This is a genomic window from Arthrobacter sp. 2MCAF14 (assembly GCF_052115645.1).
Classification (GTDB): Bacteria; Actinomycetota; Actinomycetes; order Actinomycetales; family Micrococcaceae; genus Arthrobacter.
Genome location: NZ_JBFRHB010000061.1, coordinates 1 through 16,510 on the forward strand (window position 1 = coordinate 1; position 16,510 = coordinate 16,510).

The 16,510-nt window shown below is 64.2% G+C and carries 16 protein-coding genes; 1 reads left to right on the forward strand and 15 read right to left on the reverse strand.

Annotated elements, in window-relative coordinates; all coding sequences use genetic code 11:
* Positions 1-530 precede the first annotated feature (530 nt).
* The 15 genes from AB4074_RS23455 to dacB form a co-directional block, all read right to left on the reverse strand.
* The gene (locus AB4074_RS23455; protein WP_441415544.1) at positions 531-1,979 is read right to left on the reverse strand and encodes a DHA2 family efflux MFS transporter permease subunit; all 1,449 of its coding nucleotides are present in this window, start codon (positions 1,977-1,979) and stop codon (positions 531-533) included.
* A gap of 138 nt (positions 1,980-2,117) precedes the next feature.
* Positions 2,118-3,020, reverse strand: coding sequence for a pantoate--beta-alanine ligase (gene panC / locus AB4074_RS23460; RefSeq protein ID WP_441415545.1), 903 nt, complete (start codon positions 3,018-3,020; stop codon positions 2,118-2,120).
* Positions 3,021-3,022: 2 nt separating this feature from the next.
* Positions 3,023-3,973 carry a Rossmann-like and DUF2520 domain-containing protein gene (locus AB4074_RS23465; RefSeq protein ID WP_441415546.1) on the reverse strand — a complete coding sequence of 317 codons (951 nt, stop codon included), beginning with the start codon at positions 3,971-3,973 and terminating at the stop codon, positions 3,023-3,025.
* Positions 3,966-5,480 carry a PH domain-containing protein gene (locus AB4074_RS23470; protein WP_441415547.1) on the reverse strand — a complete coding sequence of 505 codons (1,515 nt, stop codon included), beginning with the start codon at positions 5,478-5,480 and terminating at the stop codon, positions 3,966-3,968. The genes AB4074_RS23465 and AB4074_RS23470 overlap by 8 nt, the downstream gene beginning before the upstream one ends.
* Positions 5,477-5,989, reverse strand: coding sequence for a PH domain-containing protein (locus tag AB4074_RS23475; RefSeq protein WP_441415556.1), 513 nt, complete (start codon positions 5,987-5,989; stop codon positions 5,477-5,479). The genes AB4074_RS23470 and AB4074_RS23475 overlap by 4 nt, the downstream gene beginning before the upstream one ends.
* On the reverse strand, positions 5,970-6,491 hold the full coding sequence (locus tag AB4074_RS23480; protein WP_441415548.1) for a DUF3180 domain-containing protein: 522 nt from the start codon (positions 6,489-6,491) through the stop codon (positions 5,970-5,972). The genes AB4074_RS23475 and AB4074_RS23480 overlap by 20 nt, the downstream gene beginning before the upstream one ends.
* Positions 6,492-6,494: 3 nt before the next feature.
* A complete protein-coding gene (gene folK / locus AB4074_RS23485) occupies positions 6,495-7,034 on the reverse strand; it encodes a 2-amino-4-hydroxy-6-hydroxymethyldihydropteridine diphosphokinase (protein ID WP_441415549.1) in 540 nt (179 codons plus the stop codon).
* Complete coding sequence (folB, locus tag AB4074_RS23490; RefSeq protein WP_441415550.1) at positions 7,031-7,390, reverse strand: dihydroneopterin aldolase; 360 nt, start codon at positions 7,388-7,390, stop codon at positions 7,031-7,033. Before folB ends, folK begins: the two co-directional genes overlap by 4 nt.
* A 29-nt stretch (positions 7,391-7,419) precedes the next feature.
* On the reverse strand, positions 7,420-8,325 hold the full coding sequence (folP, locus tag AB4074_RS23495; RefSeq protein ID WP_441415551.1) for a dihydropteroate synthase: 906 nt from the start codon (positions 8,323-8,325) through the stop codon (positions 7,420-7,422).
* 8 nt (positions 8,326-8,333) lie between these two features.
* Positions 8,334-9,002: a GTP cyclohydrolase I FolE gene (folE, locus tag AB4074_RS23500; RefSeq protein ID WP_441415552.1), complete on the reverse strand. Its 669-nt coding sequence runs from the start codon at positions 9,000-9,002 to the stop codon at positions 8,334-8,336.
* 10 nt (positions 9,003-9,012) lie between these two features.
* Positions 9,013-11,082 carry an ATP-dependent zinc metalloprotease FtsH gene (ftsH, locus tag AB4074_RS23505; protein WP_234754894.1) on the reverse strand — a complete coding sequence of 690 codons (2,070 nt, stop codon included), beginning with the start codon at positions 11,080-11,082 and terminating at the stop codon, positions 9,013-9,015.
* A gap of 289 nt (positions 11,083-11,371) precedes the next feature.
* Positions 11,372-11,923: a hypoxanthine phosphoribosyltransferase gene (gene hpt, locus AB4074_RS23510; protein ID WP_059388924.1), complete on the reverse strand. Its 552-nt coding sequence runs from the start codon at positions 11,921-11,923 to the stop codon at positions 11,372-11,374.
* Positions 11,924-11,954: 31 nt separating this feature from the next.
* Entirely contained in the window at positions 11,955-12,992 is a 1,038-nt protein-coding gene (tilS, locus tag AB4074_RS23515; protein WP_441415553.1) for a tRNA lysidine(34) synthetase TilS, read from the reverse strand.
* A 122-nt stretch (positions 12,993-13,114) separates the two neighbouring features.
* Positions 13,115-14,218, reverse strand: a complete 1,104-nt coding sequence (locus AB4074_RS23520; RefSeq protein WP_441415554.1) for a zinc-dependent metalloprotease — start codon at positions 14,216-14,218, stop codon at positions 13,115-13,117.
* Positions 14,219-14,295: 77 nt separating this feature from the next.
* Positions 14,296-15,843, reverse strand: a complete 1,548-nt coding sequence (gene dacB / locus AB4074_RS23525; protein WP_441415555.1) for a D-alanyl-D-alanine carboxypeptidase/D-alanyl-D-alanine endopeptidase — start codon at positions 15,841-15,843, stop codon at positions 14,296-14,298.
* 136 nt (positions 15,844-15,979) lie between these two features.
* Between dacB and AB4074_RS23530 the strand changes: the two genes are divergently transcribed.
* Positions 15,980-16,468 (forward strand): inorganic diphosphatase, encoded by a 489-nt coding sequence (locus tag AB4074_RS23530; RefSeq protein ID WP_344789058.1) that lies wholly within the window; start codon positions 15,980-15,982, stop codon positions 16,466-16,468.
* The last annotated feature ends 42 nt before the right edge of the window (positions 16,469-16,510 follow it).

The window sequence follows — 16,510 nt, forward strand, 5'->3', positions numbered from 1 at the left end:
ACAGGACCAGCCAAAACAACCAATTCATAAAACAGGACCAGCCAAAACAACCAATTCATAAAAACAAATCGGTATCAACAAACTTGGCACACTATTGAGTTCTCAAACAACAGACACACCCGGCACCACCCACACCCCACAGGGTCCAGGATCGCTCCGGAGCAACTTCCCAAACTTACCAGACGCGCTCTCTCCGCACAACTCCCGATCCCGGGAACCGCGCCGGACAAAACATCATCCGCGACCCCCGGGAAACCACACCGGAACGCACAAAAGCGAACCAGAAATTTGGTTTCCATTTGGAAGGGAGTCTGTCGCAATTTTTCCGCATCAGCGCCGGCGACTCGAACTACTTTACACACCCCCGAGACCCCACGCAAATCACCCCCGCACCACCATCCTGCGCTCCAAAACCCGCTACAACACGGCGATTTAGGGCCCAGCGCCACCTGAGTGAAAGCCTTTAGGGCCGCAAGCCACAAACATGCCGTGCGTCACAAACAACGCGCCGCGCCAGCAAACAAAGCGGACTAGTGCCCGGCTGCGCCCTCGGTCTTGCGCATCATGGTGGACAGCACTACGGCAAGCACCGCAATCAAAGTGGCTGTCAGGAAGGCGGCCTGCATCCCGGCGACAAAGCCGGACGAGGCCGAGACCACGGCGAAGATCGAAACCAGAAGTGCCGTCCCTGCGGCTCCCGCCACCTGCTGCAGCGTGCTCATGATGGCCGAGCCATGCGAGTAGAGGTGGGGCGGGAGCGGGTTGAGGCCAGTGGTAAACGCCGGCGTGAACAGCAAAGCCAAGCCCAGGCTGAGTACTGCGTACAGGACCACGACCCACCACAAGGGGCTATCCGCGGTGAGCATCGAGAACTGCCACAGCGTGAGTACCAGCAGGATGGAACCTGTCACAGTCAGCGGGAGCGGACCTATCTTGTCGAACAACCTGCCGACAACCGGCCCGAGCAGGCCCATCGCCAACCCGCCCGGAAGGAGAGCCAGGCCGGTCTCCATCGGCTGCAGGTGGAGGACGTTCTGGAGGTAGAGCGGCAGCAGGATCACTCCGCCGAACAGGGCCATCATGGCAACCACCATGAGCAGGACCGACACCGTGAACATGCGGAAGTTGAATGCCCTGAGGTCCAGCAAGGGCGCGTCGGACTTCTGCAACTTGAGCTGGCGGAAAACGAACGCCACCATGCACAAGACACCGATCACCAGCGCAACGATCGGCACGGCAGTTGCTCCCGCGTGGCCGCCGATCTGGCTCAGCCCATAGACCAACCCGCCGAACGCAGGAACGGTCAGGACCACCGAGACGAAGTCCAGCCTCACATTGCCTCGCTCGCCAACGTTCGTGAGGAACTTGGCACCGATGCCCATGGCCAGCAAGGCCACCGGAAGCACGAAGACGAACATGAATCGCCACGAGAAGTGGTCAAGGATGATGCCGGAAACCGTGGGGCCCAGCGCCGGCGCAACCGAAATTGCGATGGTCACGTTACCCATCACCGCACCCCGGCGGGACAGGGGCACCAGGGTCAAAATGGTTGTCATCAGCAGCGGGAGCATGATCGCTGTGCCGCCCGCTTGGACGATCCTCGCCAACAAGAGCACTCCAAAACCCGGGGCTAATGCCGCGAGCATGGTGCCGGTGCTGAACAGTCCGATCGCCAGAAGGAACGCAGCTCGAGTGGTGAGCCTCTGAAGGATGAAGCCGGTGGTGGGTATGACCACGGCCATGGTCAGCATGAATCCGGTGGAGAGCCACTGGACTGTGGGTGCGTCGACGTTGAGGTCCGTCATGAGCCGCTGCAAGGCAACGTTCATGATGGTCTCGTTGAGGATCACCACGAAGGTGGCCACTAGTAGCGTGACGATGATGGTGACAGACTCGCGCGACATCCTGTCGCTGGCTTGCTGTGTCGCCGTTTCCGGCCTGGGTTTGCCGTGCGCGTCTGATGTGACGTCGGTAGACATGAGGATCCCTCAGCTTTGGGTGCGATGGTTTCCGGTGCTCGGCACCGGTGAAGATTGCAACAGTCTAAGCCTCAACCGCATTCCCGTCAGCAGCTTAATCCAAACGTTTGCGTACGGGCATCCGAAAGTTAAGAGTGTTCAGGAACTCAGCGGCACGTTGTCAATCAAGCGCACGGGCCCGACCTTCGCTGCAATGATCGCAAGCCCTTCACCGCGGAACGGAGTTTCCTTGCAGTTTTCGGCGAGCGGTTCGAGCGTGCGGGGATCGACGACGTCGAAATAGTCCAGCTTCACGAGGGGCTGGGATTCAACGAGCGCGACGGCGGAGTCCAGCTCGAGCGGTTCGTTCGCGAGGGCGCGGGACTCGAGGAGGCGGAGGGCGCGGGAGAGCACCAGTGCCGCTTCTTGCTCTTCTTCGGAAAGGAATCGGTTCCGGCTGGAAAGCGCCAGCCCTTCCGCGTTGCGCACGGTCGGCACGGCCACGATGTCCACCGGAAAGCTGAGATCGGCCACCATCCTCCTCACGAGGGCCAACTGCTGGGCATCCTTCTGGCCGAAGTACGCGCGGTACGCGGCAGCACCGCCGTCGGCGGCTGGACCGCCAGGCAGGCCGTAGTGCAGCAGTTTGGCGACCACAGTGAGGGCGCCGTCGAAGTGGCCGGGACGCGAGGCACCCTCCCATTTCTCGCCCAGCGGTCCCGAAGTCACCCGGACCAACGGCTCCCCGCCGGGATAAACCTCATCGACGGAAGGGGCGAAGACGAGATCCACGCCCTCGGCGTCCAGGAGGGCCATATCGGCATCGAGCGTGCGCGGGTAGCGTTCGAGGTCCGCGGCCTCGCCGAATTGCAGGGGGTTCACGAAGATGGAGACCACCACCACGTCGTTCTGTTCGACGGCGGTGCGGGCCAGCGCGGCGTGCCCGGTGTGCAGCGCTCCCATCGTGGGGACGAGGCCTTGCGAGCTGCCGCGCTTTTCCGCGAGCAACCGCACGCTTTCGGCCCGCAGTTCCGCCGCGGTGGTCACAAGTTTGATGGCCATTCTCAGTTTCCTTCCTGCGTCCCGGCAGCGTCGTTGCCTGGACGGTCCTCACCGTTGTCCGGCGTGCCTGAGCCGTCCAAGGCATTGTTGATGTCGCCAAACTGGCCCTGCTTTAGCAGTCCGCGATTGACCGCCCGGCGGGCCGTGGCGCGGGCCATGGCCCGGTAGGCGGCAAGGACATCGCCGCCGGCACCGCCGTCGTACTCCTTGAGGGCCTCCGTATGGGCGGCCACCGTTCCCACATCCCCGCGGGCCACGGGCCCGGTCAACGCGGACTCGCCTGAGGCCAGAGCGTTTTCCAAGGTGGCGCGGAGCAACGGGCCGAGCATGCGTTCGGGCGCGTCGACGCCGATGTCCCGAAGCAGTTGGGATGACTGCGCCACAAGGGTGACCATGTGGTTCGAGCTGTGCGCGAGGGCTGCGTGGTAAAGGGTGCGATCGGCCTCGGCAATGGCCACCGGTTCGGCACCCATCTCCACCACGAGGGCTTGGGCGATGGGCAACATCGCTGCGTCGGCGGTGACCCCGAAGGTGCAGTCCAGGAGCCGGGTCAGGTCCAGGCTCATGCCCGTGAACGTCATGGCCGGGTGAAGGGCGAGCGGAATGGCACCTGCCGCGCGGACCGGCTTCAGTACTCCGACGCCGAAGCGGCCGGAAGTGTGTGCCACGAGTTGACCGGGCTGCCATGCTCCGAGCTTGGCCAGTCCTGCCACGAGTTCGCCGAGGGCATCGTCCGGAACAGCAAGGAGCACCAACTCGGACCGCTCCACGATTTCCTGGATTTCGAGGATCGGAACCCCCGGCAGCAGCGTCTCTGCCCGCTCCCGGCTCGCCTCCGAGACTGCGGAAACCCCGACGACGGCGTGCTCGGCCCCGCGCAGGGCCGCACCCAATACGGCACCCACCTTGCCGGCGCCAATGATTCCTACGCCGAGTCGTCCTGGCCTAGCCATGGTGGGGTTCCTCCTGGGTCGGTGCGTGCTGCATGGCATGCGTGGTCGGCGGGGCCGGGGCCGGCATCGCCACGGGCGGACGTTGCGCCAGCCATTGCTCGGAATTGTCCTGTGCCAGGTTCTGCAGTTTGCGGGCTTTCCGGGCCCGGGCCGCTTGCTGGTCGAACAAACCTACTGCTTCCTCTGTGGCTGCCTGGATGAGCCGGGGCGCCACCGGCCCTGGCGTCGTATGCAACACGAGGTCGGCAACGCCGAACAGCCGGGCCAACGGACCTTGGTGGAGGGCGATCGACTGGGTTCGTTGATGCGGGACCATCACCAACTTCCGCCACAAGCGGCCGGAGCGCAGCAGCAGGGCCGTGTCCGTTGAGAGGAAGCCGTTGCGTCGCCAGCCCAGCGGGGAAAGAATCCAGGCACGCTTGGGAGTGGTGACAAAGCCGGCGCCGGAATCCAGGCCGGTCAACCCGGCTGTGAACACCCGCTCAGGATCCGCGATACCGGGATCGGGCAGGACGAGCGAGAGCATCATCATCACTTCAGGCTTCCGGCCGACGGGAAGCAGCATGGTCCGGTGCTCGCCTTCGCTGCGGTGGTGTTCACCGTAGCCGGCAACGTTCACATGGATCCGATACCAGCCGAGAATGCGCCACAACGGCGGCTGCGTGACCTTGAGGGCCTGGATACGGCCGGGAGGCACGGTCTGGGCCCGGGTATCCAGGAGTCCGTAGCGCACACGGATGCCGTCCGGGGAAATTGCCGCCGTAAAGTTGTAGCCCGTGTTGAACGAGCGCCAGTAGGCGGTCCCCAAGCCGAGGATTGCTGGTATCAGGTAGAGGATGAAGGCCCGGGACTCGGTCAGCACTGAAACCAGCACCGACGCGATGGCGCTGAGCACAATGAAGAGGCTTTGCTCGCTCAGGATCAGCGAACCGACAAGCCTTCCAGGCGGCACGTAGAGCACCACCTGTTCGGGCGCCTCGGGCACCTCGACCGTTTCGCTCCCGTCAGCAATACCGGCGGCCCGGCCCAGGATGGTGGCACGGAGCTGTTTGGCCTGCGCGAGCCTGAGGTAGGAGAGCCGCACCGCCGAGTGGCCGGCGTCGGCCACCTCGAACTTCAGCTCCGCGAGACCGAAAATACGGGCAAGCAGGGGCTGCACGATGTCGATGGCCTGGACGCGGTCAAGCCGCGCCTGGCGCTGCTGTTTGAACAGGAATCCGGTATTGACTCGGACATAGCCTTCGGCAAGCTGGTACCGGGTGAAATACCAGCTGAGGACGAAGGACCCCAAAGCCAGCAACAGCACGACGCCGCCCCCGGCCAGAAGCCAAAGCGTGCGTTCGTTGAAGTTGTCGCCAATGGTCCCGCGGCCTTGGAGGGCCCGTTCAAAGGAATCGCGGCCGAAGAAATAAACGATCGCCACAAGCGCAACCCATCCCCGCACGAAGGGCGACGCCGGGTGGACGCGGTGCCAGTCGCCGTCGACGACGGTCTGTTCCTGCGTCACAGCCCGGCCAGCCTCGCTTCGCCGCGGGCCGAAAGCTGCTCGCGCAGCCGTGCGCCTTCAGCGGCGGGAAGTCCAGGCAGGTGGGCGTTGGTTCCAGCCGAGGCAGTGTGGAGTTTGAGGGTGCACAGCCCCAAGAGCCGCTCGACGGGTCCAACCGTTACATCGACGAACTGCATCCGGCCGTAGGGAACCACCATGGTCCGCTGGAAGAAGATGCCGCGGCGGATCAACAGATCGTCGTCGCGTTCCGCATAGCCGATGGCCCTGACCTGCCTCGGGATCAACACGAGCCGCCACAGGGCAAGCAGCAGAAAGGCCGCGGGAACGGCGACGGCTAGCCACAGCGGTGGCCACTTCCACCATCCCAATTCCACGAAGAGCAAGGGCAGGCTGAACAGGCCGATCGTGATCACGTTGCGGATGGCCCACTCGACGAGCCGCACCGTCACGTATTTCGGCGATATGCGCAGCCACTGGATGCCTGGAGGATCAATCGCCGCGGTATGCATATTCGCCTTCGCCCTTGGCTTCGCCACGGCGTGAATCCCTGACGCCCGGGCCGCCTTCCAGGTCTTCCGGAGGGATTCGGCAGAACCGCTCCACCACGAGCCCCACGACGGTCATGATGAGCCCGCCACCGCCCATGATGAGCGCGAGCCACAAGATGCCTTGGTCGCTGCGGAGGCTCCAGAGTCGGAGTTGCTCTATCACGATTCCCACATGCCAACCCAGCAGTACCGTGCCCGCATAGGCGCAGGCCTGGGCCAGGATCAGGGTTCGCGCGGCCAGGATGGGGTTGAGCATGGTCTTCTTCTTGCCGTTGCGCCATCGCAGGACCCGGATGCCCATGATCAAGGTGAGCACGGCGATGAAGCCCATGGTCACCAACGCGGACGGAGGAAGCACAGGCGTAGCCATGCTGTAGCGCGTGGTGAGCACGGTGGTCACCCAACCAATTGCGGCAAGAACGACGGCGATGATCGCCAACAAAAGCGGACGCATGGCCTTCATGGACTATTCCACCGCTCCCGCGGCAGCGACGCTGCCGGATCCGTCGAACCCGTCAAAAGGCCGAAGCCCGGGAAAGTCCTCTGCCTTGGCGGCCAGCTCGGCGACGCTTTCACCGTTGAGCCGCGCTGCAGGGTCCAGGAGGGCCCATGGATAGAGCACGAAGGCACGCTCCGCAGCACGCGGATGAGGCAGGGTCAGCGTTTCGTCGTCGCTCGTGAGTTCGCCGTAGACGATGATGTCCACGTCCAATGTGCGGGGGCCCCAGCGGACCTCGCGGACCCGGTGGTGCATTTGTTCGACGTCGTGGCAGTGCTGCAAGAGTTCCAGCGGCGCAAGGGTGGTCTCAACGGCGATCACCATGTTGAGGAAATCCGGTTGCCCCACGGGCCCGCCCACGGCTTTGGTCTGCACCACGGGAGAGACACCGAGCAGGCGGATTTCCGGGCGATCAACGAGGTCGGCAACGGCGGTGGACAGGGTGTCGTTCCGCTCGCCCAGGTTACTGCCGAGGGCCAGGATGGCTTTCGTGAAACCGGAACTCATGCACGCTCCCTGTGGACACTGACAGTGACGTCACCGAAGGGCACTTCGATGGGAGCTTTGGGTTTGTGGACCGTGACATCGACGGCGGCGACGTTGAAGCCCGCCAGAATCCCCTCGGCGATCCGCACCGCGAGGGCCTCGATAAGGTTGAGCGGCTCGCCCGAAATGAGTGACGTAATGTACTCGGCCACTTCACCGTAGTGAGCCGTGAACTGCAGGTCATCCGTTTCCGCGGCCTTGCTGAAATCGGTGTACAGCACAGCGTCGACGACGAACGGCTGTCCGTCCCGGCGCTCGAAGTCGAAGACGCCGTGATGCCCGACGGCGGTCACTCCGGTCAGTGTGATCCTGTCCAAACCGGTTCCTCCCCCTTTGTTCACGAAACTTAGTGTCTGATGCGCGCGGCAACCTTGACGGCGTCAAGGCTGGGGCCGACGTCGTGGACGCGCACAGCCCAGGCGCCGTTCGCGGCGCTGATAGCCGTGATGGCAGCGGTTGCATGGTCCCGCTCCTCGGGAGCTGCCGCCTTGCCGGCCACTGTCAGGAGCGTCCCGAGGAATCGCTTGCGGGAAGCGCCGATCAGGACCTTGTGGCCAAGCTCATCCAGCTTGCCGATGTACTTGAGGAGTTGCCAGTTCTGGTCCTCGTCCTTGGAGAAGCCCAAGCCGGGATCCACAATGATTTGCTCCGCCGTGACGCCTGCCGCGTAGAGCTTGTCCCGGACGCCCTTGAGCTCCTCGATGACTTCCTCCACGACATTGCCGTAGTCGGCAAGGCTGTTCATGGTCTCGGCGTCGCCCCGGCGATGCGTCAGGACATAGGGCACCTTGGTACGTGCGACGAGTTCGGCCATCTCAGGTTCGAGGCTCAGCCCGGACACGTCATTGATGATCGCGGCACCGGCCTCCACAGCCGCAGCGGCCGTCGACGCGTGCGTCGTGTCGATGCTGATGAGCGCCCCTGCCTTCACGAGTGCCTGGATCACCGGCAAGACCCGGCGTTGCTCTTCTTCCGGGGAGACGGGTTCGGCGCCCGGACGGGTCGATTCGCCACCGACGTCGATGATGTCCGCTCCCGCGTACAACATGCGCAAAGCGTGGGCGATGGCGGTGTCCGCCGTGGGGTGCTTGCCGCCGTCGCTGAATGAATCCGGCGTGACGTTCAGAATTCCCATGACAAGCGTGCGGTCGGCCGGCAGGTCCGCAAAGCGGGCGGCTGGACGGGGTTTGCGGAGAATGGGCAGGGGGCTGGTAGCCGGGCCCGTTCCTGGTGCGGCTGCGAGGGAATCCATGGTCTTTGTTACCTTCCGAGTATGAGGCTCATGGCTTCGGCGCGGGTGGCCGGGTCATGAAGTTGCCCGCGCACTGCGCTGGTGACGGTCTTGGCGCCGGGCTTGCGGATGCCGCGCATGGACATGCACATGTGTTCGCATTCGACGACCACGATCGCGCCCCGGGGCTTGAGGTAGGTCACGAGCGCTTCGACGATCTGGGTGGTGAGGCGTTCCTGCACCTGGGGACGGCGGGCATAAATGTCCACGAGACGGGCCAGCTTGCTCAGCCCCGTCACTTTCCCATCGTGCGAAGGGATGTATCCAACGTGCGCGACGCCGTGGAACGGTACCAAATGGTGCTCGCACGTGGAATAGAACGGGATGTCCTTGACCAGCACGAGTTCCTCATGGTCGAGGTCGAACGTGGTGGACAGAACATGCTCGGGATCCTGGTGCAGGCCCGCGAAGACCTCGGCGTAGGCCTTGGCGACGCGCTTTGGCGTATCCACCAGTCCGCCACGGTCCGGGTCCTCGCCCACGGCAATGAGGATCTCGCGGACGGCCGCCTCGATGCGTGGCCGGTCGACCTTATATGAGTGGTGTCCGTGGCCGTGGCCGCCTGATTTTCCCCCGGAGGTGCCGCCGAAGTCATCACTGGCGGCACCGCTGAAGTCGTCGTCGTCGATGTGAGTCACAGCAGAAAGCTTAGCCTTGATGCGAAACGTCGGTGCCCGCGTCAGGTCCCTGGCCGGTGAATGACTCCTGGCTGCCGACTCCCTGCGGGTGCGGGGACTGAGCGTCCAAAGGCTCTTCGAGACGCGCGGCCTTGGCCTCTTCCTGTGCTTCGCGTTCAGCCTTCTCTGCGCGGGATTCCACCGGCGGGATGGTCTGGACCGGACGGGACTCCTTGGAGAGCCACACCTCGCGGAAGTCACGCTTGCGGATGTCGCGGAAGATGTAGGCGATCTCGGCCTGGTTCAGCGTTTCACGCTCAAGCAGTTCGAGGGCCAACTGATCCAGGACATCCCGGTTCTCGGTCAGGATCGCATAGGCCTCGTCATGGGCCTGATCGATCAGGCGGCGCACTTCCTCGTCAACGATGTACGCCACTGAGTCCGAGTAGTTGCGTTCCTGTGCCATGTCCCGGCCCAGGAACGGCTCGCCGCCTCCGGCGCCAAGCTTCACTGCGCCGATGCGCTCGCTCATGCCGAACTGGGTCACCATCTTGCGCGCGGTTCCGGTGGCCTTTTCGATATCGTTCGAGGCGCCCGTGGAGGGGTCGTGGAAGACGATTTCCTCTGCGACGCGGCCACCCATGGCGTAGGCCATCTGGTCGAGGAGTTCGTTGCGCGTGATCGAGTACTTGTCGTCCTCGGGGACAACCATCGTGTAGCCGAGTGCGCGGCCTCGGGGCAGGATGGTGATCTTCGTGACAGGGGCCGAATTGCGCAATGCTGCCGCCACCAGGGCGTGGCCGCCTTCGTGGTAGGCGGTGATCTTGCGCTCCATTTCCTTCATGACGCGGCTGCGCTTCTGCGGGCCGGCCATGACACGGTCGATTGCCTCGTCCAGGGCGCGGTCGTCAATCAGGTTTGCATTGGACCTTGCCGTCAGGAGGGCGGCCTCGTTGAGCACATTGGCGAGGTCGGCACCCGTGTAGCCCGGGGTCTTCTTCGCGACGCCCTTGAGGTCGACGCCGTGGGCCATGGGCTTGCCCTTGGCGTGGACATTCAGGATCTGTTCGCGACCTATCAGGTCCGGTGCTTCAACAGTGATCTGGCGGTCGAAGCGACCGGGACGGAGCAGGGCAGGGTCCAGGACGTCCGGACGGTTGGTTGCAGCGATCAGGATGACGTTGGTCTTGACGTCGAAGCCGTCCATCTCGACAAGGAGCTGGTTGAGGGTCTGCTCGCGCTCGTCGTTGCCACCGCCGATACCCGCGCCACGGTGACGTCCGACGGCGTCGATCTCGTCAACGAAAATGATGGCAGGCGCATTTGCCTTGGCTTGCTCGAAGAGGTCGCGGACGCGGGAAGCGCCGACGCCAACGAACATTTCGACGAAGTCCGAGCCGGAAATGGAGAAGAACGGGACTCCGGCCTCGCCTGCGACGGCGCGGGCCAGGAGTGTCTTGCCTGTGCCCGGAGGTCCGTACAAGAGCACGCCCTTGGGGATCTTCGCGCCGACGGCCTGGAACTTTGCCGGTTCCGCGAGGAATTCCTTGATTTCCTGGAGCTCCTCGACGGCTTCGTCCGCACCGGCGACATCCGAGAAGGTGACCTGCGGCATGTCCTTGTTGACCAGCTTGGCCTTCGACTTGCCGAACTGCATCACCTTGGAACCGCCGCCTTGCATGCGCGAAAGCAGGAACCAGAAAAGCACACCCAGCAGGAGGACGGGGATGAGGAGCGAGAACAGTCCGGAGAACCAGTTGTTCTCGACGGGCTGGTCCGTGAAGCCACCGGATGGTTGGGCGTTGGTGACGGCCTTGACGACATCCCCGGCCCGCGCGGTGACGTAGAAGAACTGGACGTTTTTACCCTTGTCCTGGCCATCGATGACGAGGTTGTCTTTCAGCGTCAGGTCAACGCGGTTCTCGGCATCGTAGATTTTGGCCTGGTCCACCTTGCCGCTCTGCGCGAGGATCGCGAGGCCCTTGTCGGTGTCGATACGGGTGGATCCGCCGGGGGCAAGGGTTGCAAATGCCACCAGGAGCAAGCCGACTACGACAACAATCCAGATGCCCGGGCCCTTGAAGAAACTCTTAGCTTTCATCTGTTCGGGGGCTCCGCCCCGTCCCTCCTGGTAGTGCTGCACGGCGCAGCTTCTGCGCGCGTGTGGTGCTGCGTCAGTTTCTAGCTTTACACCGTTCGGAGTGATTCACGCACAGTGAGAGGCAAAAGTTCCCTCTAGGCGTACATGATCGCGGAATTCCGGAAACTCTCGGGGGAAATCCATGGTTCTTTCAGGAGCCCCGCATCACTGCACAACGAGAAGCGGCCTCCCGAACAGGAGGCCGCTTTCACTCCGCGAACCATGCCGCGGTGGTTCGCTGCGAGAGGAGTTACTCGTAAACGTGCGGGGCGAGGGTTCCCACAAAGTCCAAGTTGCGGTATTTCTCGGCGTAATCGAGGCCGTAGCCGACGACGAATTCGTTGGGAATGTCATAGCCGACATACTTCACGTCGATCTCGACCTTCGCAGCCGTTGGCTTGCGGAAAGCCGTGCAGATTTCCACGGAAGCAGTGCCTCGCGACTCGAGGTTGGTCTTGAGCCAGGAGAGGGTCAGGCCGGAATCGATAATGTCTTCGACAATCAGGACATCCTTGCCCATGAGGTCGGTATCAAGGTCCTTGAGGATGCGCACGACGCCGGATGACTGGGTACCGGAGCCGTATGAGGACACTGCCATCCAGTCCATGCTGACGTGGCTGTGCAGCGCACGCGCGAGGTCTGCCATGACCATGACGGCACCCTTGAGCACGCCGACGATCAGCAGCTCACGGCCCTCGTAGTCCTTGTCAATCTGTGCAGCAAGTTCGGCGATCCGTTGCTGGATCTGCTCCTTGGTGTAGAGAACGTGTTTGAGGTCTGCCTGGACGTCGTTTGAATCCACCAATGGCTCCTGTGTTGATGCGTGGGTGCGGCTACTGTTGGGGCGATCTTTGATGCCGGAATACTAGCTTCCCACAGCCGCCGCCTTCGCGGGGAACGGCAGTTCCCCCGGCTGAGGCCTCCCGCTCCAATTCGCTCAGGGATACGCGGTAGGCGCTGACGCTTCCGGGAAGCTGCACGGGACCCGCAGATCCCTGCCGGCGCAGCAAGGCTTCGGCCGCCTGAAGCCGCCCGTAGCCGGGCTGTTGGCCCCCGACGTCGGCCGCCGCTTTGGCAATCACCCGGAACCTCAGCGCGGGGGACAATTCCCTCAAGGCGTCTTCGGGAAGCCAGACCCCGTCGTCGGTCCGGTTGACGAGGCGTGCATAGCTCTCTGCGGCAAGCTGCTCCAGGAAGTCGGCATCCTGCTGGAGGATCGCGGCGGTGCGGGCGAGTGATTCGGCAACACCGGGCCCCAGCTTGTCCTCAAGCAAAGGCATCACCTCAACCCTGGTCCGCGAGCGGGCGAAAGCAGGGTCAGCGTTACTGGGATCGTGCCAGGTTTCGAGTTCCTCGACCTCGCAGATTTCGAGCGTTTCTGCGCGGCGAAGCCCGAGGAAGGGACGAAGGAGTTTGCCGCGGGCTGGCCGCATCCCGGCGAGGGAACGGGTTCCCGAGCCCCGGGCCAGGCCCAGCAGGACCTGCTCGGCCTGGTCGTCCAGGGTGTGCCCCAGCAGGATTGCTCCACAATCGAGTTCGGTGGCCGCCGCTTCGAGGGCTGCGTGCCGGGCGTCCCGGGCCGCAGCCTCGGGGCCGAACCCGGTAGCGGCGACCTCCACGGTCCGCAGCTGGACGGGCGAGAGTCCCAGCCCCCCCAGGATCGACACGGTTCGTGCGGCGACCTCAGCCGAGCCTTCCTGCAGCTGGTGGTCGACCACCACGGCGGCTACGCTCACGGGGCGGCCGTGCACATGGCCTCGACGGGCAAAATAGGCCGCCACTGAGGCAAGCGCCAAGGAGTCCGGCCCGCCGCTGCATGCCACCAGGATTCGTTCGGGATAGCCCGCGGAGGCCAGTGCGTCCTGCAACATATTCCGTGCTTTGCCGACAACCGGCGCCAAACGCCCGGGACGCCGTCGTCCGCTGCTTGGTGCGCTTCCACTGCTTGGTGAGTTTCTACTGCTTGCGCCGGGGCCCTGTGTGGTACCTGCGGTCACAGCCCCATCCGCTCAAGCCACAGCTTGGAGTCGTGGATTTCGGCTTCGGTGGGCAGTTTTTCGGCCGATTCCCAGACCCGGTTCAGGCCCTCCATGCCGGCCACCGCAACCACTTCGCGGACGAACTTGGCACCGTCGCTGTACTGGCGCATCTTGGCGTCCAGGCCGAGGATGTTGCGGATGAATTTCTCGATCATTCCGCGGTCCTTGCCCCGCGCGTTGAAGCGCTGCCGGATGGTCTTCACCGAAGGGATCAGGGTGGAATCAACGGCGTCCATCACCACGTTGGCGTGGCCTTCCAGCAAGCTCATGACGGCTGTGAGGTGCGAAAGCGAAGCCTTTTCCTCGGGGTTTTGGAGCAGGTCCAGGATGGCTCCGCGGCCGGGCACGGCACCGGTGGAGCGGTCGCGCAGGGACCGGGCGGCGGCCGTGGCGCGGTCCATGATGGAGTCCACATTGCCGATGAGATTGGCGCTCAGGCGTTCGATCTCCTCGAGCATGTGGGTCCGGAGCCAGGGTGCGGCGGCGAACTGCACCCGGTGGGTCTGCTCGTGAAGGCAGACCCAGAGCCGGAAATCGTCAGGATCGACGTTGAGATCGCGCTCCACGGAGATGATGTTCGGAGCCACCAGCAGGAGCCGGCCGGCAGGCGGCGCTTTCGAGTCCGGGGCGAGCGCGGCGAAGGGATCGTACTGGCCCAGGACTTTGCTCGACAAGAAGGCAAGCACAGCCCCGAGCTGGCTGCCGGTGATGGCGCCGCTCGCGGCCGCCGCGGCCGGTGTCATCGCCGGGCCCCGCCGGGAATCCAGCATTTGCTTAAGGGCCGGCTGGAGCATCACGGCAAAACTTTGGGTGTTGGCCTTTGCCCACGACGCCCGGTCAACTACCAGCACATGGGAATCGCGGAGATCGCGTGCGGCTTCCAAACCGGTGATGTCATGCACATGCGGTACCGAGATGTCCGCGCTGAAACGCAGGCTGTCCACGGCTTTGCCGATCTGGGCCGGACTAAGTACCGGGCCGGGGGGAGCGAGCCGGGCGGCCGTGGAGGCGGCCAGCTCCCAGTTGATGAGGGACTGGGCTTGCTGCTGAGACTCCATACGAACCATCAGAACACAACAGTCTGAATCTGCACCCTTAAGTTCGCTCAGCGGCGAACGTCAGGCAGCGGCGAACGTCAGCCGGCCCGGCAACCACATGACGCGAGTGCCGTGGCGGACCGGTCAAGCGCTACCTTGTTCCCCGCCGCGCCCGGCGTCAGCCCGTTGCCGAGAAAGGAAAAGACCAGAAGACGGCCGTTCGCGTCCACCACGTAGCCGCTCAAAGCGATCACCGAATTCAAGGTGCCGGTCTTGGCCCGCACCAGTCCTGCCCCTTGGGAGGTGGTGGCGTCAGCGTAGCGGTCGCCGAGCGTCCCGGTCAGCCCGGCCACCGGGAACCCGGCGAGGGCGGCACGGAGACGAGTGTCCGGTCCCGAGGTAATCGCCCGCACCACATCCGCGAACTGCCGTGCCGACACCTGGTTGCCCAAAGCAAGGCCGGACACGTCCGCCAAGTGCATGGAATCCGTGGCGATCCCCAGTTCCGCCACCTGGGCGCTCACGGCCGCCGTCGCGCCGTCGTTCGATCCCGGCTTTCCCGCGGACAGAGCGGCCATCCGGCCGAATACCTCGGCAAGGTAGTTGTCCGAGGTTTCCAGCATCAAGTCCACTTGCTCACGGACCGTGGCAGACACCACGCTCGCGAGGACGTCCTGCTTTCCGGCTGGAACGGTGGCGCGTTCCACACCGGGGACCACCGTGAATCCGGAAGCGGCGCCCGCGGCTTGGAGCTTCCCGGCGAAAGCCGCGGCGGCAGTGAGCGCGGCGTCTTGCGGACGCGGACCGGTGGTCGCACCCGGGCTTGTCCGGGCGGAGTTCAAGGCGAGCGGAAAGATTGGCGCGGTTTCGCCCGCAGCGACGTCGTCGAGGCTCCACGCCGGATTCAAAGCCGGACCGGTGAATAGTCCATCGTCCAATTGCACGGTGACCGGGCCCTTCACGCCGCGGTCCTGGAGCGCTTTGGCCGCATCCGCCGCGAGGGTCTCCAGGCCGGCATGGCCAAGCACCTCGCTTGGCTGGGACGGTCCGTCGCCGAGCAGGACATCACCTCCGGCGCTCAGGATGATGGTCGACGCCGAAGGTCCAGCCAGGACCCGCGTGCTGAAGCGTGTCTCCGGCCCGATCGCCCGCAGCGCCGCGACTGCGGTGAGCAGTTTCATGTTGGACGCCGGCACCCGGTTCTTGGCGCCGTCGCGATCGTAAAGCGGAAGCCCGGTCAACGCATCCTCTACGACGCCGGTGAAGTCTCCCCCGCCGTCGGGGGTCAGGAGGGTGTTGAGCTGGCTTGTGACATCGGCCGGCAGCGGGACCGGGGCGGAAGCGTCCAAGGGGGCAACGACCTGGGTGCGGCTCAACTGCTTGGGGACCTGTTGCCAGGCCGGCACCTTGGGTGCGGGCGTACCGGCGGCCCCGAAAGAGCCGGGACCGAAGAATCCGGGTGCGACTCCGACGCCCATCGGCACCGCCAATGCCGCAATGACCAAAGTCAACAAGACCAGCGGCAGAAAGCGGACGACGCCCTTCGACGCAGGCTTCGCGGGTCTGGGCTTCCTGGGTCTGAGAACGGGAGTCTCCTGCTGTTCCGGAGCCTGCTTTTCAGCCCCCGCCTCGTCAACGCCCTTCATGCAGCTTTAGTCCTCAAAGTCTTGAATGTCCCCACCGTTTCAAGAAACTTGGGCCTCTCGCTATATCCTCAATAGTAGTCGGCGGCGTCGGCTGCTCTGTTGCCGCGCCCATGCCAATACCGTCAAGGAGCATTCCATGAAGCACGACGTCACGATCGAGATCCCCAAGGGGTCGCGCGTCAAGTACGAAGTTGACCACGAGACCGGCCGCGTCCGCCTGGACCGCGTCCTGTTCACCTCCATGCAGTACCCCACGCACTACGGGTTCTTCGAGAACACCCTTGGCGAGGACGGCGACCCGCTGGACGCACTGGTCCTCCTGCAGGACTTCGACCTCTACCCCGGCGTCATCGTTGAATCCCGGCCCATCGGCGTTTTCAACATGACCGACGACGGCGGCGGAGACGCCAAGGTTCTCTGCGTTCCGGCCGACCCGCGTTTCGACCACATCCAGGAAATCACCGATGTCAGCGAATTCCTGATCAAGGAAATCGAGCACTTCTTCACCCGTTACAAGGACCTTGAGCCCGGCAAATGGGTCAAGGCTGAAGGCTGGGCCGACCGCGCCGCAGCCGAAGCTGAGCTGGAAGCTTCCATCAAGCGTTACGTTCCGGTCTCCCACTAGCAACACTTCGACGAGCAACGCGTCCGGCGGCGGGTGCGGTTC